General features: G+C 43.9%; 23 protein-coding genes. 9 read left to right on the top strand and 14 right to left on the bottom strand.

The window, feature by feature from the left end:
- Nucleotides 1-5: 5 nt before the first annotated feature.
- The 8 genes from rseP to rpsB form a co-directional block, all read right to left on the bottom strand.
- Nucleotides 6-1364, bottom strand: a complete 1359-nt coding sequence (rseP, locus tag AACU28_RS12465; protein ID WP_004734345.1) for a sigma E protease regulator RseP — start codon at nt 1362-1364, stop codon at nt 6-8.
- Nucleotides 1361-2569 (bottom strand): 1-deoxy-D-xylulose-5-phosphate reductoisomerase, encoded by a 1209-nt coding sequence (gene ispC / locus AACU28_RS12460; protein ID WP_017086231.1) that lies wholly within the window; start codon nt 2567-2569, stop codon nt 1361-1363. Before ispC ends, rseP begins: the two co-directional genes overlap by 4 nt.
- Nucleotides 2570-2620: 51 nt before the next feature.
- Nucleotides 2621-3463 (bottom strand): phosphatidate cytidylyltransferase, encoded by an 843-nt coding sequence (locus AACU28_RS12455; RefSeq protein WP_017084153.1) that lies wholly within the window; start codon nt 3461-3463, stop codon nt 2621-2623.
- A 15-nt stretch (nt 3464-3478) separates the two neighbouring features.
- Nucleotides 3479-4231: an isoprenyl transferase gene (locus AACU28_RS12450; RefSeq protein WP_004734348.1), complete on the bottom strand. Its 753-nt coding sequence runs from the start codon at nt 4229-4231 to the stop codon at nt 3479-3481.
- A 98-nt stretch (nt 4232-4329) separates the two neighbouring features.
- Nucleotides 4330-4887: a ribosome recycling factor gene (gene frr / locus AACU28_RS12445; protein WP_004734349.1), complete on the bottom strand. Its 558-nt coding sequence runs from the start codon at nt 4885-4887 to the stop codon at nt 4330-4332.
- 98 nt (nt 4888-4985) lie between these two features.
- On the bottom strand, nt 4986-5717 hold the full coding sequence (gene pyrH / locus AACU28_RS12440; RefSeq protein WP_017072669.1) for a UMP kinase: 732 nt from the start codon (nt 5715-5717) through the stop codon (nt 4986-4988).
- A gap of 156 nt (nt 5718-5873) precedes the next feature.
- The gene (gene tsf / locus AACU28_RS12435; protein WP_017072670.1) at nt 5874-6719 is read right to left on the bottom strand and encodes a translation elongation factor Ts; all 846 of its coding nucleotides are present in this window, start codon (nt 6717-6719) and stop codon (nt 5874-5876) included.
- Nucleotides 6720-6857: 138 nt separating this feature from the next.
- Entirely contained in the window at nt 6858-7592 is a 735-nt protein-coding gene (gene rpsB / locus AACU28_RS12430; RefSeq protein ID WP_004734351.1) for a 30S ribosomal protein S2, read from the bottom strand.
- Between the two features lie 458 nt (nt 7593-8050).
- On the opposite strand from rpsB, the gene map reads away from it, so the two are divergent.
- The 3 genes from map (at nt 8051) to AACU28_RS12415 (ending at nt 12291) form a co-directional block, all read left to right on the top strand.
- The gene (map, locus tag AACU28_RS12425) at nt 8051-8929 is read left to right on the top strand and encodes a type I methionyl aminopeptidase (RefSeq protein ID WP_004734352.1); all 879 of its coding nucleotides are present in this window, start codon (nt 8051-8053) and stop codon (nt 8927-8929) included.
- Nucleotides 8930-9067: 138 nt separating this feature from the next.
- Complete coding sequence (glnD, locus tag AACU28_RS12420) at nt 9068-11689, top strand: bifunctional uridylyltransferase/uridylyl-removing protein GlnD (RefSeq protein ID WP_017084157.1); 2622 nt, start codon at nt 9068-9070, stop codon at nt 11687-11689.
- A gap of 218 nt (nt 11690-11907) precedes the next feature.
- Complete coding sequence (locus AACU28_RS12415; protein WP_004734354.1) at nt 11908-12291, top strand: DUF3461 family protein; 384 nt, start codon at nt 11908-11910, stop codon at nt 12289-12291.
- A 125-nt stretch (nt 12292-12416) separates the two neighbouring features.
- Here the strand turns inward: AACU28_RS12415 and truC are convergent, their stop codons facing one another.
- Nucleotides 12417-13166 (bottom strand): tRNA pseudouridine(65) synthase TruC, encoded by a 750-nt coding sequence (gene truC / locus AACU28_RS12410; RefSeq protein ID WP_102494903.1) that lies wholly within the window; start codon nt 13164-13166, stop codon nt 12417-12419.
- Complete coding sequence (locus AACU28_RS12405) at nt 13166-13480, bottom strand: YqcC family protein (protein ID WP_017084159.1); 315 nt, start codon at nt 13478-13480, stop codon at nt 13166-13168. Before AACU28_RS12405 ends, truC begins: the two co-directional genes overlap by 1 nt.
- 87 nt (nt 13481-13567) lie before the next feature.
- Here AACU28_RS12405 and AACU28_RS12400 point away from each other — a divergent pair, with 87 nt between their 5' ends.
- Both AACU28_RS12400 and AACU28_RS12395 read left to right on the top strand, forming a co-directional pair.
- A complete protein-coding gene (locus AACU28_RS12400) occupies nt 13568-14608 on the top strand; it encodes a DUF3549 family protein (protein WP_017079398.1) in 1041 nt (346 codons plus the stop codon).
- A 147-nt stretch (nt 14609-14755) separates the two neighbouring features.
- Nucleotides 14756-15064 (top strand): DUF3301 domain-containing protein, encoded by a 309-nt coding sequence (locus AACU28_RS12395; protein WP_004734358.1) that lies wholly within the window; start codon nt 14756-14758, stop codon nt 15062-15064.
- Here the strand turns inward: AACU28_RS12395 and AACU28_RS12390 are convergent.
- Entirely contained in the window at nt 15030-15548 is a 519-nt protein-coding gene (locus tag AACU28_RS12390) for a GNAT family N-acetyltransferase (RefSeq protein ID WP_017095538.1), read from the bottom strand. The genes AACU28_RS12395 and AACU28_RS12390 overlap by 35 nt on opposite strands.
- Before the next feature lie 769 nt (nt 15549-16317).
- On the opposite strand from AACU28_RS12390, the gene AACU28_RS12385 reads away from it, so the two are divergent.
- The 3 genes from AACU28_RS12385 (at nt 16318) to AACU28_RS12375 (ending at nt 18041) form a co-directional block, all read left to right on the top strand.
- On the top strand, nt 16318-16602 hold the full coding sequence (locus AACU28_RS12385; RefSeq protein WP_065205035.1) for a hypothetical protein: 285 nt from the start codon (nt 16318-16320) through the stop codon (nt 16600-16602).
- A gap of 121 nt (nt 16603-16723) precedes the next feature.
- Nucleotides 16724-17167 carry a YaiI/YqxD family protein gene (locus tag AACU28_RS12380; protein WP_004734361.1) on the top strand — a complete coding sequence of 148 codons (444 nt, stop codon included), beginning with the start codon at nt 16724-16726 and terminating at the stop codon, nt 17165-17167.
- A gap of 118 nt (nt 17168-17285) precedes the next feature.
- Nucleotides 17286-18041: a MipA/OmpV family protein gene (locus AACU28_RS12375; protein ID WP_121603013.1), complete on the top strand. Its 756-nt coding sequence runs from the start codon at nt 17286-17288 to the stop codon at nt 18039-18041.
- 105 nt (nt 18042-18146) lie between these two features.
- Here AACU28_RS12375 and AACU28_RS12370 read toward each other — a convergent pair whose 3' ends face one another.
- The 3 genes from AACU28_RS12370 to AACU28_RS12360 form a co-directional block, all read right to left on the bottom strand.
- The gene (locus AACU28_RS12370; RefSeq protein ID WP_004734363.1) at nt 18147-19733 is read right to left on the bottom strand and encodes an AbgT family transporter; all 1587 of its coding nucleotides are present in this window, start codon (nt 19731-19733) and stop codon (nt 18147-18149) included.
- 387 nt (nt 19734-20120) lie between these two features.
- Nucleotides 20121-20246, bottom strand: a complete 126-nt coding sequence (ykgO, locus tag AACU28_RS12365) for a type B 50S ribosomal protein L36 (protein WP_010436457.1) — start codon at nt 20244-20246, stop codon at nt 20121-20123.
- A gap of 1 nt (nt 20247) precedes the next feature.
- Nucleotides 20248-20508, bottom strand: a complete 261-nt coding sequence (locus tag AACU28_RS12360) for a type B 50S ribosomal protein L31 (protein ID WP_004734366.1) — start codon at nt 20506-20508, stop codon at nt 20248-20250.
- 124 nt (nt 20509-20632) lie between these two features.
- Here AACU28_RS12360 and tsaA point away from each other — a divergent pair, with 124 nt between their 5' ends.
- Nucleotides 20633-21328 (top strand): tRNA (N6-threonylcarbamoyladenosine(37)-N6)-methyltransferase TrmO, encoded by a 696-nt coding sequence (gene tsaA / locus AACU28_RS12355; protein ID WP_017093235.1) that lies wholly within the window; start codon nt 20633-20635, stop codon nt 21326-21328.
- Nucleotides 21329-21406: the final 78 nt, after the last annotated feature.

The following is a 21406-nucleotide window of genomic DNA, read 5'->3' as shown; positions in this document are numbered from 1 at the left end:
ACCATTCACAGACGAGTAAAATCATTAAATATTGCCAGAGCCATCAAAGAGAAGAGGATTGCACCTCCCACTCTGTATCCCATTTCCTGAATTTTTTCAGGGACAGGTTTACGAGTAATGGCCTCAATAGCGAAAAAGAGCAAATGTCCGCCATCAAGCATAGGCAGCGGAACCAAATTAATAATACCCAAATTGACACTAATCAGAGCCAAAAAGCCTAAGAAGTAAACCAAACCGTAATCGGCGGTTGTACCTGCGCCTTTAGCAATTGAAATCGGGCCACTCAAGTTGTTTAAGCCGACATCGCCAACGATGAGCTTCTTGAGCATTGTCAGTGTCAAACCAATGATTTGACCTGTTTTATCAAATGCTTTTCCTACAGACTCAATTACACCAAATTGTAACTCAAAGCGATAATCTTCTGGCCATTCTGCGACTTCTGGAGCAATACCCGCATAGCCGATTATTGAACCATCAGAAAGCTCTCGACTTTTTGGCGTCATAGACAACGACTGTTCAAAACCATTACGCAGTACAATAAGGTTCATGGATTTCATCGGGTTCGAGCGAATTAACTCAACAACCGACTGCCACTGTTCAATTGGCTGCCCATTAATTTCAACAATTTTGTCACCAGCTTCTAGCCCCGCAGAGTATGCAGCGCCATCATCAATAACTTGAGCAAGCACTGTTGATATCTCTGGAGAGTACGGTCTAAAACCAAGCGTTGTCATTGCAGACTCAGTTTCTGGGTTGAACGACCAGTCTGAAATATCCAATGTCACCTGTTGCTCAAAGCCGATATCGTCTTGAGAAGAAACCGTTACTGTCATGGATTGATCACCAATATGTGATATCAAACCCATATTGACTGATTCCCAATCTGCGGTTTTGATTCCTGAAATAGATTTAAGTTCCATTCCAGTTTCAATTCCGGCTTGTGCAACAATAGATTGCGGGGTGACCTCACCGATCACCGGTTTAACCGCAGGCACGCCAATCAAAAATACCAGCCAATACGCAAACACCGCAAAGATAAAGTTAAATGCTGGGCCTGCACCGACTATCGCCGTGCGTTTCCACAATGGCTTCTTGTCAAAAGCGTATTGCTGCTCTTCTTCAGAAAGGTCGTCAACACGCCCATCGAGCATCTTAACGTAGCCGCCCAGCGGAATCACTGACAAGCTGTATTCAGTACCATCACGGCCGATCTTGCTCCAGATTGATTTACCAAAACCAATCGAGAATTTTTCTACTTTCACACCACAACGACGAGCAACCCAGAAGTGTCCAAACTCATGAACAGCAACCAGAATACCAAGCGCTACAATAAAAGATGCGAAGTTCCACAGAATTCCACTCATGCTAGCTGCTCTTTAATAAATTGAATGGCTATTTGACGAGACATATTATCGAGCTCAAGAAGGCTTTCCAAGCTATCTAAGCCCTCAGAGCTATATTGTTCACATACTTTGCTCATAACATGCTCATTAATGACAGCAATATCGGTAAACTTAACCCGATTGTTCAAAAAGGCATCGACTGCAATTTCATTGGCAGCATTAATTGCTGTTGTTGCATGCTGCCCTAGGTAGCACGCTTCAATTGCTAATCTTAAACATGGGTAACGGCTAAAATCGGGTTCTAGAAAAGTAAGCTCGCCCACTTTGGTGAAATCCAGAGGCTTAACGCCGGCTTCTGTACGCTCAGGATAAGACATCGTCAAAGCGATTGGCGTCGCCATATCGGGTTCACCCATTTGAGCAAGTACCGAGCCATCCTTGTACTGGACCATTGAATGAATCACAGACTGAGGATGAATAATGACTTTTAACTGTTCTTGAGAAGCATTAAATAGCCACTTAGCTTCAATATACTCAAGACCTTTATTCATCATGGTCGCAGAGTCAACAGAGATCTTAGGGCCCATAGACCAGTTAGGGTGTGCAATAGCGCGAGCCGGTGTTACCGAATCTAACTCAGCAACATCCGTATAGCGGAAAGGACCGCCAGAACCCGTCAAGAGAATATGGTTGATACCGTTCTCTTCCAGATTACAACGACCTAGATGGGTTTGTACATTTTGCGGTAGGCATTGGAAGATAGCATTATGCTCACTGTCTACAGGAAGTAGTTCAGCACCGTACTTTTCCACGGCGTCTATAAACAACTGCCCTGACATCACCAAGGCTTCTTTATTAGCAAGCAAAATACGCTTACCAGCCTTAACCGCAGCCATCGTAGGAAGTAAACCTGCCGCTCCCACAATCGCAGCCATTACCGTGTCCACTTCCTCTAGAGAAGCAACCTGACACATGCCTTCTGGGCCTGAAAGTACTGTAACGTTAGGGTAATTAGCGGACAGTATTTCAGTCAGCTGAGATGCTGCATCAGGGCAAGCCATAGCAATATAGCTTGGTTGCCACTTTTCAACTAACGCCAACATCTTTTCGACATTCGACCCGGCAGCCAGTGCCACGACCGAATAGAGATCTGGGTTTTGTTCAACGACTTTTAGTGTACTTGCACCAATTGAGCCGGTAGCGCCAAGGATAGTTAGATTTCGCATCACATATGACCGTAGAAATGAAATAAAGGGCAGAATCACTGCCCTTTATTATTAGAATGCTAAATAAAGCAAAGCAAAGACAGGGAATGCAGCCGTTAAGCTATCTATTCTATCAAGTATACCACCATGACCAGGAATCAGATTACTGCTGTCTTTCACCCCTGAAACACGCTTAAACATGCTTTCAACAAGGTCACCAAGAACAGAGATAACGACAGTCACAAGGGTAATTACAATCATGTGAAGAGGACTTGTGAATTGGATATCAAATAAGTCAGCAAAAATCCAAGCTATGATCACTGCTGTAATAATGCCACCAATAAGACCTTCAATCGTCTTATTAGGGCTTACCGCTGGTGCCATTTTACGCTTACCAAAACTCTTTCCTGAAAAATAAGCACCGCTGTCAGCTGCCCAAACGAGCAAACAAACAAACATCACCAATTTTGCACCGTGGTAAGGATCAACATCAATACCGTTAGCGCGCAGAATAACCACACTCCAAAAAAATGGCAGCAGAGTCAGCACGCCAAATGCGTGACGAAGGAGAGAAGAATCTTTCCATGCGGGCATAGACTTAGGGTAAGTCACCGCCATACCACTCGCTATTACCCACCAAATAGAGCCAATCGTTAGAATGGTGTAGTGAGCGCTAGATAAATGATTAAGGCTAAATGCATCAAAAGGGATAAAAGCAAAACTTGCAGCACTGACTACAACCGTTGGAATCAGCGCTAAATAACGCGATTTGCTTTCAACAAACTGAGTCCACTCCCAAAAGCCCAATAGCGAGATTACTGCTAGTGAAAGAATAAACGTGGGAAGTGATAACTCGAAAATACCTAGAATAACTAGGGGAGCTAAAATCAACGCCGTAATAATTCGTTGTTTCAAACCAAAAAATCCTTATTAACTGTCCATCAGAGCTTTAATTTGCTCACCAGTGCATCCAAAACGACGCTCGCGGTTTACAAACCAAGTCACAGCTTCTACTAAGCTGTCTTCATTAAAGTCTGGCCAGAATTGTTCAGTGAAATACATTTCGGCGTAAGCCAATTGCCAAAGCATAAAGTTACTAATGCGGCACTCGCCACTGGTGCGGATAAGTAGGTCAACTTCAGGAATATCTGCCATAGTCAGGTGCTGTGTAATCATAGCTTCATCAATGTCATCTACATTAATATCGCCAGACTTTACCTGTTGAGCAATTGAGGTCATTGCCTGCTGGATATCCCACTTACCGCCATAATTAGCAGCAATATTAATAACCATACCCGTATTGGTACTAGTCAAAGCTTCTGCTTCTTCTATCTTCTTTTGGAGTCGATCATTGAAACGACTTTTATCACCAATAACACGCAATTGTAGATTATTTTTATGAAGTTTTTTTACTTCACTCGACAGCACTGAAATAAACAGTTCCATCAAGATACCGACTTCTTCTTCAGGACGACGCCAGTTTTCGCTACTAAACGCAAAAAGTGTAACGGCCTTAATGCCAAGTCTGGCAGATGAAGAGATGGTTTTACGAACGGCTCGAACACCGTTTTTATGACCAAAGACGCGAGGCTTGCCCTGAGCTTTTGCCCAGCGGCCATTACCATCCATAATGATAGCAATGTGTTTAGGAAGAGAGTCTGTGAACGCTTGAGAATTATGCATAAAAGAGTGAATCAAATTCTAATAGTCGAACAGAGTAGCATAAAAAAACGCTGAACCGTGAGTACAGCGTTTTTCCGGAAAGAAAAGAATATGGAAAATTAAACTTCCATCAACTCTTTTTCTTTAGTTGCTAGAACTTCATCTACGTTCTTAACCGCAATGTCAGTTAGCTTTTGAATTTCGTCTTGTGCTCTACGATCTTCATCTTCAGAGATTTCTTTGTCTTTCAGAAGTGCTTTTAGATCGCCATTCGCGTCGCGACGGATATTACGGATAGCAACACGGCCACCTTCAGCTTCACCACGAACGATTTTAACGAGGTCTTTACGACGCTCTTCCGTTAACGCTGGAAGTGGTACACGAATAACCGTGCCAGCAGACATAGGATTTAGGCCTAGGTCAGATGTCAGGATTGCTTTTTCAACTAAAGGAGTCAGTGTTTTATCAAACACTGTAATTGCTAGTGTACGTGCATCTTCTGCAATAACGTTAGCAACTTGAGCCAAAGGCGTTGGTGCACCGTAGTACTCTACAGTAAGACCAGACAGTAGGCTTGGGTGAGCACGGCCTGTACGAATCTTTTGCAGGCTATTTTTAAGTGCATCTACACTTTTATCCATACGCTCTTGAGCGTCTTTTTTGATTTCGTTAATCACAATTTCACCTTGATTATGTTCTTTCTTCAAGAAAGCTTTTTATTTGGAGTGATAAGGATAAGCTTACCAAAGCATAACACCTCAGTAAGCCCGAAAAATTAGTCAGCGTCGCTGATTAATGTACCTTCAGTTTCACCCATAACCACGCGACGTAATGCGCCTGGTTTATTCATGTTAAATACACGGATTGGCATTTTGTGATCACGTGCTAGCGTAAATGCAGCCAAATCCATCACTTTAAGTTCTTTTTCAAGAATAGTGTTGTAAGACAACGTATCATACAGCTCTGCGTCTGGGTTTGCTACTGGGTCAGCAGTAAATACGCCATCTACCTTTGTCGCTTTTAGAACTACGTCAGCTTCAATTTCGATACCACGTAGACACGCAGCAGAATCTGTAGTGAAGAATGGGTTACCAGTACCAGCAGAGAAGATCACAACACGACCTTGACGTAGTTGGCTGATTGCATCTGCCCAGTTGTAGTCGTCACATACACCTTTAAGAGGGATAGCTGACATTACACGTGCATTTACGTAAGCACGATGCAGGGCGTCACGCATTGCAAGGCCGTTCATTACCGTTGCTAGCATACCCATGTGGTCACCAACAACGCGGTTCATACCTGCTTCAGCAAGGCCTGCACCACGGAAAAGGTTACCGCCACCGATAACAACGCCTACTTGAACACCTAGTTCAACCAATTCTTTTACTTCTTGAGCCATACGATCAAGGACCGTCGCGTCAATACCAAAACCTTCTTCGCCTTGTAGTGCTTCGCCGCTAAGTTTTAACAGAATACGTTGATACGCCGGTTTAGGGTTCGTAGTCATGGAGTTTACCTTCCAAAGAGTTGATGATTAACAGTCATGGATAAAAACTGAAGAGCTCAGTTTGCATTCATAACAGCTAACAGCCGAAAAATAATTCACTATTCATAAAAAGACCGCAGCATTTGCCACGGTCTTTTTCAATCAATACACTAAGGATTAACCTTGTTGTACCGCTGCAACTTCGTCTGCGAAGCTCATTTCAGCCGCTTTCTCGATACCTTCACCAACTTCTAAACGAACGAAGGTAGTAACTGATGCGCCTTTCTCTTTAAGAATGTCAGCAACAGTTTTCTTAGGTTCCATGATGAAAGCTTGACCAGTAAGAGATACTTCGCCCGTGAATTTCTTCATACGGCCGATAACCATTTTCTCAGCGATCTCTTGTGGTTTGCCTTCGTTCATAGCGATTTCAACTTGAACAGCTTTTTCTTTTTCTACTACGTCAGCAGGTACGTCAGATGGGTTAACGTACTCAGGCTTAGAAGCAGCAACGTGCATAGCGATGTGCTTAAGCGTTTCAGCTTCGCCTTCACCAGCAACAACAACACCGATTTTCTCGCCGTGACGGTAAGAAGCAAGTGCAACACCTTCGATTAGCTCAACGCGACGGATGCTGATGTTTTCACCGATTTTAGTTACTAGCGCAATACGTGCGTCTTCAAACTTAGCTTGAAGTGCAACGATATCTAAACGCTCTGCTAGAGCAGCTTCAGCAACTTCGTTAGCGAATGCAAGGAAACCTGCATCTTTAGCTACGAAATCAGTTTGGCAGTTAACTTCAAGAAGAGCAGCAACGCCAGCGTCTTCTTTAATAACGATTGTGCCTTCTGCAGCAACGTTACCAGCTTTTTTAGCTGCTTTCGCTGCGCCAGATTTACGCATATTTTCAATTGCTAGCTCGATGTCGCCTTCAGCAGCAACAAGCGCTTTTTTACATTCCATCATGCCCGCAGCTGTGCGTTCACGAAGTTCTTTAACTAGAGCTGCAGTTACAGTTGCCATTCTCTATTCCTCAGTTAATTCTAAAAAAGATAAAAAACAGGGGCCTCATTAAATGGCCCCTGATATTGACTGTATTTAGCTTGCTTCAAATATCAATATGACACCTGAATATGAACTAAATATGGCTCAGAGCCGCTATTATTCAGCTTCTACGAAACCGTCTTTTTCAGCAGCAGCAGCGATAACAACGTCTTTGTTACGGCCTTCTTTAACCGCGTCAGCAGCAGCGTTAAGGTAAAGCTGTACTGCACGGATTGCATCGTCATTACCAGGAATGATGAAGTCAATGCCGTCTGGGTTAGAGTTAGTATCAACTACAGCGTAAACTGGGATACCTAGGTTGTTAGCTTCTTTAACTGCGATGTGTTCGTGATCAGCATCGATTACGAATAGAGCGTCAGGTAGGCCGCCCATGTTCTTGATACCACCAAGAGATTTCTCTAGCTTCTCCATTTCGCGAGTACGCATTAGAGCTTCTTTCTTAGTAAGCTTGTCGAAAGTACCGTCTTGAGCTTGCGCTTCAAGTTCTTTCAGACGCTTGATAGACTGACGAACAGTTTTGTAGTTCGTTAGCATACCGCCTAACCAGCGGTTGTTAACGTAGAACTGGTTGCTGTTGATAGCAGCTTCTTTAACAGCTTCAGATGCAGCACGCTTAGTACCAACAAAAAGAACTTTACCTTTCTTCTCGCCAACTTTAGCAATTTCAGCTAGAGCTTCGTTGAACATTGGTACAGTTTTTTCTAAGTTGATGATATGAACTTTGCTACGAGCACCAAAGATGAATGGCTTCATTTTTGGGTTCCAGTAACGAGTTTGGTGACCGAAGTGAACACCAGCTTTAAGCATATCGCGCATTGATACAGTTGCCATTTTAAAATCCTCTATGGGGTTAGGCCTCCACACTCCCCATGAATCCGACCCCTAACAACTAACCACTTTTCAGCCGTTATCTGTGTTGTTGAGGCACCCCGGAACATGTGTCGGAATGTGTGTGATTTAAAGAAATAAGTTAGTGGACACAAAGCTTGTTTCGCCAAATGGAGAAAACAGTCCTGATGTCCGGCGCGCTTTATACCATATTTTGTCTATCTATGGCTAGAAAAAAATCTAAAAATGGCGACTGCTATACTGATCTTTGACACTGTATTTCTCTTATAAAGAGTATCAATAACACAAGAGACAAACCGTCTAAATTTGAACACTATTCAATCATGCTTAGTAATGTCCACCAGCATTATATGGGTATCAGAATGTTGCGCTAAAATGCTGCACTGCTAGAATAGCCCCAATATGCACACTTAGGTGCTACCAAATTTAAGAGATATGCAATGGCTGTAAAAATTAAAACTGCTGAAGAAATTGAAAAAATGCGCGTTGCCGGCAAGCTGGCTTCAGAAATTCTAGAGATGATTGAACCTCACATCCAAGTGGGTACAACGACAGAAGAGCTAAACCAAATCTGTCATGAGTACGCTCTAGAAAGAGGCGCATACTCAGCACCACTTGATTACCACGGTTTCCCTAAGTCAATCTGTACTTCTATCAACCACATCGTGTGTCACGGTATTCCAGCATCACAAGATGAGACGGGTAGCACAGGTCAATTCAAACCTGCAGTACTAAAAGATGGCGACATTCTAAACGTTGATATCACTGTGATTGTTCCTGATGACGAAAATGCTGATCTAAGTGTTCGTCCACAAGGCTACCACGGTGACACATCTAAGATGTTCCTTGTGGGTGAAGTTTCTCCAGCAAACAAACGTCTGTGTATGGTTGCTCAAGAAGCACTTTACGAAGGCATGCGTCAGGTTAAACCAGGTGTTCAACTTGGCCAAATCGGTACTGCTATTGAGAAGTACATCAAAACAAACAACAAGAACAACCCACGCGCTAAATTCTCTATTGTAAAAGATTACTGTGGCCACGGTATTGGTTCTGAGTTCCACGAAGATCCACAAGTCGTTCACTACAAAAACAGTGACCGTACCGTACTGAAAGCAGGCATGTGTTTCACTATCGAGCCAATGATTAATGCGGGTAAGTTTGGTTGTCGTCTAGATGACGAAGATAGCTGGACAGTGTACACAGCAGACAGCAAGAACTCAGCTCAGTGGGAACACACTCTAGTTGTAACGGATACTGGTTGTGAGGTACTAACACTACGCAGCGACGATACGATTCCACGTATCATGAAGAACGCTTAGTTCAACAAGCTGAATACCTCAGACTTTTAAAAATATCCTCGCATGTCGAGGATATTTTTTTATCCGCTCAATTTCGATTTTCCATCAGCTTCTGTTAAATTGTTTACTATTCTCATTTGCTTGCACGGATAGCAGACTATGCCTTATCAATGTCCCCTTACGTTCAATGACGAACAAATTGAAATCTGCGAAATAAAAAATCAGCTCGAAATCTTCACGCAGTATCAAAAAAATGAATTTCTGAATCATCATCCAGTCACCGATTTGGTGCTGCTTCGTTCCGAATACATGGATTTGCTTCTCAATCGTTTATGGGAGCATTTTGGATTCAACAAACTGCCTCATATTTCACTTGTTGCGGTGGGAGGCTATGGCCGTGGTGAACTACACCCTTTGTCCGATATTGATATCCTCATTGTCTCGCAAAAAACACTGCCACCCGCACTGGGTGAAAAAGTCAGTCAATTCATTACCCTACTCTGGGACTTAAAACTCGAAGTCGGCCACGCGGTGCGTACCATTGCAGAGTGTCTTGAGATCGGCACCGATGATTTAACCGTTGCCACTAACCTGCAAGAATCGCGCTTACTGTGTGGCAGTGAAGACACCTTCCAAGAGCTGAAGCTAAAGATTCATTCCGATTCATTTTGGCCAAGTGAGACGTTTTACAAAGCCAAGATTCAAGAACAGAGAGAGCGTCATGCTCGCTACCACGACACCACCTATAATTTAGAACCGGACATAAAATCGACTCCGGGAGGGCTCAGAGACATCCACACCCTGAGCTGGGTTGCGCGTCGACATTTTGGTGCAACGTCTTTATTGGAGATGAGTAAATACGGCTTTCTAACCGATGCTGAATATCGTGAGTTGGTCGAGTGCCAAGATTTCTTGTGGCGTGTTCGCTTTGCACTGCACATTGAACTGCGCCGTTACGACAACCGTCTCACATTTGCCCATCAAGCTCAGGTAGCGGAACACCTAGGTTACAGTGGTGAAGGCAACCGTGGCGTCGAGATGATGATGAAAGAGTTCTATCGAACACTTCGCCGCGTAGCTGAGCTCAATAAGATGCTGCTTAAGTTGTTCGATCAAGCGATCATCAATGGCGGTCAAACACAAGAAGCCGAGATTCTCGACAACGACTTCCAACGTCGAGGTTCATTGATCGAAGCACGTAAGCCGGCTCTATTCCAAGCGAGACCAGAAACGATTCTCGATATGTTTATCCATATCGCGAATGACTCTTCTATCGAAGGGGTAAGCCCACCAACATTGCGACAACTGCGAACCGCACGTCGCCGATTGAATCGCTTCTTGCATACCATTCCTGAAGCTCGTGACAAGTTCATGGATTTGGTTCGCCACCCAAATGCACTGCACAAAGCCTTTAGTTTGATGCACAAATTGGGCGTGCTATCGGCCTATTTACCACAGTGGAGCCAAATTGTTGGTCAAATGCAGTTTGATCTGTTTCACGTTTACACCGTGGATGAACACAGTATTCGCCTACTCAAACACATCAACCGCTTTGGCCAAATCGAGAACCACGATAAACACCCTATCTGTTGTGAAGTGTATCCACGAGTTCAAAAGAAAGAGCTGTTGATTCTGGCGGCTATCTTCCACGACATAGGTAAAGGCCGCGGCGGAGACCACTCAGAAATTGGCGCTGTTGAAGCTTACTCTTTCTGTATTGAGCACGGACTATCAAAGCCAGAAGCCAAACAAGTCGCGTGGCTAGTACAAAACCACCTGTTAATGTCAGTGACCGCTCAACGCCGTGATATCTACGATCCGGACGTAATCACAGAGTTCGCCAAGAAAGTACGCGACGAAGAGTCGTTAGAACTGCTGGTGTGTCTAACGGTAGCCGATATCTGTGCAACCAACCCAGAACTATGGAACAGTTGGAAACGTACCCTACTCGCAGAACTGTTCCATTCTACGCAGCGAGCACTGCGTCGCGGCTTGGAAAACCCAGTCGATGTCAGAGACCGTATTCGTCATAACCAGCAAATGGCATCTGCACTGCTGCGTAAAGAAGGCTTCACGGCTCGTGAGATTGAGGTTTTGTGGCAGCGTTTCAAAGCTGATTATTTCTTGCGTCATACACACACTCAAATCGCATGGCACTGTGAACACTTACTTCGCTTAGAAGATCCGAGTCAACCTTTAGTGCTTATCAGCCAAAAAGCGACACGTGGCGGCACAGAGGTATTCGTTTACTGTAAAGACCAAGCGGCACTTTTTGCGACCGTGGTTGCCGAGCTCGACAGACGCAACTTTAACGTTCACGACGCACAAGTCATGGTCAGTAAAGATGGCCACGTTTTGGATACCTTTATCGTACTGGATCAGCACGGCGAAGCGATTGATGAAGCAAGACACAAAGCCGTCGCTAAGCATCTAACTCATGTTCTGGCTGATGGCCGCCCAACTAAGATTAAGACTCGTCGTACGCCACGTAACTTGCAGCATTTCAAGGTAAAAACCTTAGTTGAGTTCCTACCAACCAAGAGTAAGAAACGCACCTTGATGGAGTTAAGAGCTCTTGATACGCCGGGGTTGTTGGCTCAAGTCGGTGCAACCTTTGCAGAATTAGACATTAACTTGCACGGTGCGAAAATCACCACCATAGGTGAGAGAGCTGAAGATTTGTTTATTCTGACCAGTGACGCGGGAGGCAGACTGTCTGAAGAACAGGAACAAGCACTAAGAGAAAGGTTAACTGAGCATGTTTCAGAACTCGCACCTTAGAAAGCTAATTTAGTGCTAGAAGTAAGTTATGACTAGGAAACAAGTTTAGCTCTAGGAATAGCTTTAATAGCCAAATAAGTGTGGGCAAAGATAGAGAGCGATCTTGCCCACAACTTACAATCAATTCACAGATATCAACTATCTAGCTCGTCGTTAGGCTGCTACATTGATCAAGTCAATTACATAAAAGTATTACATTCATAACCTAGAGGTCGCTTATGTATCCAAACCTCACTGGCTTAGGTATCCACGAACCTAAACAGATTGAACGTTACTCCCTTCGCCAAGAAGCTCATAAAGATATCCTGAAGATTTACTTTCGTAAGCAGAAAGGTGAACTGTTCGCGAAAAGCGTTAAGTTTAAGTACCCACGACAAGTAAAAAGTGTGCTTGTTAGCGGCGGCAATAATCAATACAAAGAAGTGACAGAGATTAACCGCAACCTCACTCTTGTGATTGATGAGCTCAACAAGATCACCAAACCGACGCCAACCGCTGAGGTCGATGTGAAGCAGAAGATCCTTACCGACTTACGCCACTTAGAGAAGGTTGTATCAAGTAAGATCGCAGAGATCGAAGCCGATCTAGAAAAGCTGAAATGATCCCGCGATGAGCGACTAACTAACATTAGTTTTACCGCTAAGATTGCATAGACACAAAAAGGGCTGATATCACTATCAGCCCTTTATTTTTATTCTATTTTCTATGTTTACTAGACGCCTGGTCTTTACTTAGACGACCGTGCTTCAGCATTCACCAAGCTGGTATCCCACTCAAAGGTTTCAAATAACCTTAACCACGTTTCATCTAGGCTGGCCTTCATTACTAATTCTTTCTTTGTAAAAGGATGAATGAAACGCAACTCAGAAGCGTGCAACAACAAACGGTGTGAATCTAAATCATCACGGAACAATCGGTTATGTTTACCATCACCATGTGAAGTATCGCCTACAATCGGGTGTCTTAGGTGAGCCATATGACGACGCAGTTGATGTTTACGTCCTGTCTTTGGCATCATCTCAACTAAGCAATAACGACTGGTAGGAAAACGGCCTGTTGAATACGGCACTTCGACTTTCGCTAACGGCTCGTAAACGGTGACGGCTTCTTGTGGTTCTTTGTCTTCTTTTGCAAACTTGTCTGCGATCTTATCCAACTCGACCTTGAGTGCGTAGTCGAGCGTATCACCTTCTTCTATCCAACCACGAACAATCGTATGATAGGTTTTTTGCATCTCATGGTTAGCGAACATCGGCATCACCTGTGAAGCAACCTCGCTCGACAACGCAAACACCAACACGCCAGATGTCGGTCTGTCTAAGCGATGCAATGGAAATACATGCTGACCAATTTGATCTCGCAGTGTCTGCATAACAAATTGAGTCTCGTGTTTATCGAGCCATGAGCGGTGTACTAGCATGCCGGCTGGCTTATTCACCGCGACAAAGTACTCATCTTGATAAATGATCTCTAACATTACGCACACACCTCATCAATACTCTGAATCGTCACTAGCAGTTCAGCTTTATCTGCCTCATTTTTCCATACCTCACCAAAATAAGGATGAATCGCAAAGCCTCTCGGTAGGCTCATTTGTGCATCCATCATTGCGTTGATCTTTACGATAAAGATCCACTGCAACCACTCTTCTGGCTGTAGCGAGTCAATCGCAAAAGGCTCAACGCTCGCCAGAGCTTCATCCGAAGGTGAAACATCGCTCCATAGGGAACATTGGCGCATTTGTTGTTCTAATTGTTGAAGTAAAAGAGGTAACTTTGTGGCTGCTGTCATTTTTCACCAAGTTATTTATCTAGTGACCTTGAAATTGGGGCATAGAGTACCATCTATTTAGGAAAGAAAGTTAGGAGCTTTATTACTATGGAAACGATTCACACGCTCACTCAGTTGCTAAAGAATAGCGGTTGCCAATACGATATCTACGACCTCGGTCGCCGTATCCAGAAGATCGACAACACCCTATTCTCTGATGTTGAGCAGGGGAAACAGCCATACCCGTTTCCACTTCAGAAACAAGCTCACTTAGCCATTAGCTACTGGAACGAACACAAACAGCCATGGATTTGGTTTCTAAAATTCAAGCTAGACGAAAGAGGCCTACTGCATCAAGGCGATGTAGGTAATTTTCTTAAGTTTGTTATCGAAGCAATGGGCACGCGTTTGAACGGTGATATCAGCGAAGAGCAACAACAAAAGCTGTCAAACAACCCTTATACCTTCAAACCTTCTGAAGACAAAATGGCCGTATTCCATAGCCAAGTAAGAGCAGGTTTAGACCTTGCCACGAGCCAATATTACGAGCACGCTCAGCATTACTTCACTGGCGAGCTAGGCTGGGATAACTGGAAAACGGTTGGACTACAAGGCATCACCGATATGTGTGCGCGTTTAGGCAGCCAACAAAACGGTGTCTCTATTCGCAAAGCCATCAATAAGCTGCCATCAGAACCGCTATACGCGACGCTAGGTGCGCTTGAGCATACACAAATCAATGACAAACTCGCGCAACGCTTACAAGAGCTTGCAGAGAATGAGATCGCTAGTAAAGAGCCTGATTTGTTCTTACTTTCAGCCTTGGTTCGTGCCCTTTCCGGTGCAGAACAAGGGATCGCGAATAACATCATTAACCAAGTTCTGGCTAGCCCACGCTTGAGCCACCAAGAAGTGTTGATTGGTTTAGCGGGTCGCAGCTGGCATGCGCTACAAGACCCCGCGATAGCTGAGCAATTCTTGCTACGTCTCGCACAAACGGGCAATCAAAACCTGTTCAATCAGTTATTTGCAGATTTAGTGATGATTCCGACACTAAGAATGGTATTTTTACCCTTGTTGAATTCGAACCCATCACCTGAGCTCGCCAACGCATTGATTGAGTTACAACAAGCGGCTAAGTCTCAATAGTAGGGTAAATCAATACCGGATTAACTGAAGCACATGCTGGCTCAAGTAACGGACCAGTTCAATAGCTCGTAAAAACAAGCCCAATAGCTCGTAAGAGCATGCTCAAAACACGATTGGAATAGAGAGATAAAAGGAAGTATGGATTAAATGATAGATAACTTATTGGCTATTTTGATGCTGTGCTTCTTTTGCTTTTTCTTTTGGCAGCAGCGCAGGCAATCAGAGCTTGCGAAAACTGCCATTGCGAGAAAATGTAAAGAGCTCGACTTGCAACTATTAAGCGTTGCCTTCAGTGGTCATAAATTTAAGATGCGCCATGAGCTAACCACCATTTGGCGCTGGCACACTGTGTACCAATTTGAGTTTTCGGCATTGGGTGATGACCTGTACCAAGGAAAACTGACCATGGTGGGTTTCCGCTCTATGCGGTTTGAGCTACAGCCTCATAGAATGTAACGTCGCAATACGCGGTATAACTATATTCATGATAAGGGCCAAACTGATCTTGTTTGGTCTCTTTAAATGCAAAGCCTAACTTTTCGAGTAACTTAATCGATGGGTTATGACCGACATTAACGGTCGCAACCACATTCGTTAAGTGCTCTTCAAAACACACCAAACTGAAGAAAGGTTTTAGCACTTCGCTAGCAAGGCCTTGATTCCAAAACTCCTTGTCTAGAATAAATCCCAGTTCATGCTTCCCTTCCTCAGACGAAACAAACAAATGTCCGAGGTATTCGCGGGTTTGGTTATGGATAATGGCACGACAAAAACCGACGTTGTCGTTCAATATTTCTTGAAATAGGTGTTTTGCAGAGGCAATCGAATGCGGCCCGTTCATTTCAGCACGATTAATTGGGCAGCAATTCAACTTGATAAAGTCGTGTTGTAGCTGTTCGGTATAAGGTACCAACAGCGTTCTTGAGGTTGCTATCGTCATAAAACACTCCTTGTGTTGACCATTAGCAGAAAAGCAGATGTTGCGCTCTTAGATGAAAAAGCTCTCGATTAAAAAGAGCCCCTAGATAGAGAAAAGCCTCAGATAAAGAAAAGCCCCGACACCGAAGTGTCAGGGCTAGGGTCTTACTCGCAGCAGTCCGGCTACTAATAAATGCTCCATGCATCATCCATAATAGTGGCTGTAATCCTTCAGCTCTTTCCTTTACTTCGCCGTCCTAGCGGTGTCCAATCATCCTGAAAGCTAACAATCCTAGTTAGCGCACATCACTTGTTCCGTGAGCGGTGTCCTTTACATCGTCCTGATGCTAATCCAACCCTTTAAATCCTAAAGGTGTCCATTGTCATTCCGTTGCAGCTAACTTCCTGTTAACTGGCTGTATCCCTACAATGTCCTTACGCTCCATGCTTGACTACTCAATCCTAAGTAACCAAATCTTCATCCTGAAGATAACCAAATCCTTGGTGCTTTCCTGTTCCGTGTCAGAATCCTTCCGACAAGGTTTAATTTACGCGATTTAGGATTTTGGACAATAGATTTGCATCACACTTTCAATTCAATAAAGTTGTTAATTATATAAAACAATTAAAATTCAAAAGCTTAGCCATATGCACTTAAATCTCTCTAGTGATGTATTCGTGTTATCTCACAGCCTTTGTAAGAGATCTCTCACAAGCTATGGGCGGTTTTATGATTCGCTATCATTCACCGGAGCGAGTAAAATGACCAAAGACTAAAAATGGAGGTCAACATGCTGACAAAAGATGTGTCTGAAGAGTTGAAATCAGTGCTTGAAGGACTGCAAGCACAAGGGAAAGAGCCGACAGTTGCTTTAGTTAAAGCTCGTATGAGCACATCTGTGCCGATGCCTGCTTTGATCACAACTATCAAGAGCTGGAAAAGTGCGAATCGCGTACCTAAAGTGGAAGTCGCGACACAAGAAGAGCCGGCACTTGATCGTGTTAGCCAACTGGAAAAGCAAGTCCTTGAACTTACCGCTCGCGTTGCCACGCTTGAAGCCAAATTAACTGAGTAATAAGTTAACTGAGCAATAAGTTAACTGGCCAATAAGGCAACTGAGCAATAAGGCAACTGAGCAATAAGGCAACTGAGCAATAAGTTGACCGATAAATAAGCTAACAGAGAAATAGAACACTATGAAGATATGGGTTGATGCGGACGCTTGTCCAAAGGTTATCCGTGAAACAATCGTACGCGCAGCTGAACGCACAGGGGTGGAATGTACCTTTGTCGCGAACCATTTGGTTCCCGTTCCTAAACGCAATAACATTCACTCAATTCAAGTGCCAAGCGGGTTTGATATTGCAGATGATGAAATCGTAAAACGCACTGAACCCGGCGATCTCGTGATTACCTCTGACATCCCTCTGGCTGATGAAGTGATCACCAAAGGTGCGCTTGCTTTAAGCTCTCGCGGCGAGCTTTACACCAAAGAGACCATTAAAGCGCGTCTCAACATTCGTGACTTTATGGATACTATGCGTTCAAGCGGCATCCAAACTGGCGGACCAAGCACCCTTTCTCAAACCGACCGTCGTGAGTTCGCAAACCACCTCGATCGCCTGTTAGCTAAACGCTAGCCACAGCCTTTCTAATGACGACAACTTTAGAAGTCGTCATTTAGTCGCTATAGCCCCGATGAAATTTTAATCGACATACTCCGTTCTTGATATTTATTACAATAACGGAGTATTGCTTATGATTCGCCAAATAGCCCTCTCACTATCCATTCTTTTTGGTAACACCCAACTTTCTTTTGCTGATGAAAGCTTTGCCGATGAGCACTTTGCTGATCAAGAGTACGGAATCATCGGAGGCAGCATCACCTATGGTGAAAGTGTTTTCTCGACTAAAAGTGCCCCTCAATTTGGCGCGACACCCAACCTATTCTATTCAGGACCGAAAGGCTTTATCGATGGTAGCTTAGCCAATTGGCAACTGCTCCCTTATGTGGGGCTATCTGGAAATTGGCGCTTTGCTGAGGTGTCAGACACTTTTGTGGACCTACCTAATGGCATTCAAGACAGAGATGGTAATGGAGAGCTGGGGATAACGTTAGGTACGGTAGGCGCACGACTTACCTACTTACACGATGTGACTTCAGAACATAGCGGCTACGAAGTTCAGCTTCACTTAGGCAGAACATTAGAAACCTGGACGCAGCCATTCACCATTACGCCCTACCTAGAGATCGATTATCGTGACAAGAAACTGTCCAATCACCTTTATGGTATTTCTAACACCGAAGCTTCTGCCTCAGGGTTAAACCAGTTTGATGCAGGGTCAACGTTTGTTTATCAAGCGGGGTTAATCGGGCTCTATGAGTTCACGCCAACTTGGATTGGTATCGCTCGAGCAGACTTAATTCATCACGACAGCGACAGCGCGTTGATACAACGAGATTTAGGCTGGTCATTTGAACTAGGCGTTACCTATCGGTTTGCGGGGTTGTAAGTTTACTGACTAAAACAAAAAGAGCCTACATCAATGCAGGCTCTTTGGTATCTCGTCTTTTATTCAGTTGATAAGCGAATCGAAATGTTCGCCTATCACCGTTCACTAAGGCGTGTAGTACGTTGCAGCGCCTGGACCTACTGGTAGACCAAATACGAATACCCATAGGTAGAACAAGATGCTCCAACCGAACATGAATACCATTGAGTAAGGCAACATGGTCGCGATCAGTGTACCGATACCTAGGTTCTTCATGTAGCGAGTTGCTACGGCAAGGATAAGACCGAAGTAGCTCATCATTGGTGTAATGATGTTCGTTGTTGAATCACCGATACGGTAAGCCGCTTGAATCGTTTCAGGTGCGTAGCCTACTAGCATTAGCATTGGAACGAAGATTGGCGCTGTTACTGCCCACTGTGCAGAAGCTGAACCGATCATCAGGTTAATGAAGCCACACATTAGGATGAATGCGAAGAACAACATTGGACCCGTTAGGCCAATATCCTGAAGGAATGTTGCGCCACCTACAGCGACTACTTGACCAAAGTTCGTCCACTTAAAGAAAGCAACAAACTGCGCAGCAAAGAATACAAGAACAATGTACATGCCCATTGAAGACATAGACGTTGCCATTGCATTAATCACATCACGGTCATTCTTCATTGAACCAGTAACTTTGCCGTAAACAAAGCCAGGAATAGCAAAGAATACAAAGATAAACGCGACGATGCTTTTCAGGAATGGAGAACCTGAAATCGTACCTGCCTCTGAACGCAAAACACCGTCAGCAGGAACCACAGTCCAAGCTAAAAGTGCACTCACGATTAATACAGCAACACCCGCTAGCTTAAGGCCTTTCTTCTCAATTGCAGTAAGCTTACCCATTGAGTCATTTGAAAGATCTTCAGATGCGTCTTCATCGTTATATTTACCTAACTTAGGTTCAACAATCTTCTCTGTTACCAATGCACCGGCAATCGAGATAAAGAAGGTCGAAACAAACATGAAGTACCAGTTTGATTCAGGGCCAACAGAGTAAGAAGGATCAAGCATTTGTGCCGCTGTTTCTGTAATACCAGAAAGCAGTGGATCAACCGTACCAATAAGTAGGTTTGCAGAATAACCACCAGATACACCAGCAAATGCTGCCGCTAGACCTGCTAATGGGTGACGACCCAATGAGTGGAAAAGCATTGCTGCAAGAGGGATAAGTACTACGTAACCTAGCTCTGAAGCCGTGTTAGAGATAATACCGGCAAATACCACGGTTACAGTAACCATGCGCTGAGATGCGCCCATTACCATGCCGCGCATTGCCGCAGATAATAGACCTGAGTGTTCAGCTATCGCAACACCTAGCATTGCAACAAGCACAGTACCAAGTGGCGCAAAGCCAACAAAGTTCGAAACTAGATTCGTTACGATGAGTTGTAAGCCTTCAGCATTAAGTAAGCTTACAACGTGGATCATGCCATCAGCAGCACGACCGCTAGCACCTTCTGGGCGAGGATCCATTACAGATACTTCGAAGTAACCAGCAATTCCTGAAGAGACTAGGATTGCGACACAGAAGATTGCGAAAAGAGTGATTGGGTGGGGTAAAAGGTTCCCCAAATATTCAACGCCATCGAGAAAGCGGGTAAAAATTGGTTTCTTTGGCGAGTTGTTTTTTATTGAAGCTGATGAACTCATCAGTTCCCTCCTTGTAGTGATTCCTGTGCAATTGTGACAAAAATGTTCAAATTGCCAGCGCAGAGTACGCGACAAAATTATCAATTAGAAATTCAAAATGTTACAAAATGTGTAACAAATGACTACTTTTAACTCTATAAGAACAATTAATTAGCAAATAAATCTACATTAAATACAAAAACTAGATTTATAATTCACAAGAACACATTCACTACAAAAATAACTGGCGATATAACTCATTGATTCATTTGAAAATAAAACACAGCATACGCTAATTTAACACGCAATATTCTGCAAGGTTCCTCTCGAAGGAAAAGAAAAACAGACAAATGAATGAAGTTTGACTTTCCCCTCGTTTTTACACTCGTGTCACATCAATTTGACTGACTATTTTTGAACCGCTTTGAATCTCGGGTTGGATTTACAGATGACATAGTGACGGCCTCTGCGCTTTACTATTTGGCAATCTGGATGACGGCTTTTCGCACTTTTAAGTGATTTTACAACTTTCATTCTATTTCGCTCCCTTACCTAATTGACCAAAGCGACGAGTAAAGTTAGCAACACGTCCCTCTTTATGTAGCACTCGCTGTTTACCCGTATAGAAAGGGTGCGACTTTGCAGACACTTCAATCGTGAAATAAGGGTAAGTATTGCCATCTTCCCATTCGATAGTACGTTCTGTTTTCAACGTTGAGCCAATCAAGAAGTACTCATCAACACTGGTGTCGTGGAACACCACTGTGCGGTAGTCAGGGTGGATATTCGGTTTCATTGTATTTCCCTAAACATTTAAATTGATACGTTATAACATATCAAATGATAATTATTATCAAAAGAAAAACAAGCGATTTTATGATATTTTTCCGCCATAGATCGTAATTAGAGAACGTCCACTCATGTACTCCATTGAACCTATTGGCTTTATAGAGTCTCCCTATAAAGAGAAGTTCGCGGTACCCAGGCAGCCTAGATTGGTGCCAACATCCACCTCAAGAGTCAGGTTGGTTGACGCAGCAAACTGCCTTGAGTCTGTTCGAGATATTGAGCAATTTAGCCATGTGTGGTTGTTGTTTTTGTTCGATAAGAACCTTGAAGCAGGCTGGAAACCAACCGTGAGACCACCTCGCCTTGGCGGGAATGAACGTATTGGTGTCTTCGCGTCTCGTGCCACCTTTAGGCCGAATGGAATTGGCATGTCCGCGGTTAAGCTCAAAGGTGTATCTCAAGAAAAGGGACAAACTTGGTTGGACTTGGGCAGTGTTGATCTCGTTGATGGCACACCTATCATCGACATCAAACCTTATATCCCCTACTCGGATTCAATTCCCGATGCACGAGGAGGGTTTGCCTCCGATGAACCTGAAGTGTTAGATGTGAACTTCTCGCAGCAAGCCCAAAGTAAGCTGTCTGGTCACCCACAGGCGCGCCATATCATTCAGGTGATCAAAGAAGTGCTAGGCCAAGATCCACGACCCGCCTATAAGAAAGGCAAGCCAGACAGTAAAGAATATGCGGTAAATTTGTTCGATCTTAACGTGAAATTCGTTGTTGAAACGCTTTTCATCAATGTTACCGACATTGAACGCTTTTGAGATCCCAAATAGGCTGATATTATATGCGGCTATATCAGATTTGCTGTGGTCACAAACGACAGCAAGTTTTCTTTTATC

This window comes from Vibrio sp. SBT000027, from assembly GCF_963894355.1.
GTDB classification, from domain to species: Bacteria; Pseudomonadota; Gammaproteobacteria; order Enterobacterales; family Vibrionaceae; genus Vibrio; species Vibrio splendidus.
The sequence above is the reverse complement of the archived record's forward strand: the minus strand, read 5'-3'. Positions and strand labels throughout refer to the sequence as shown.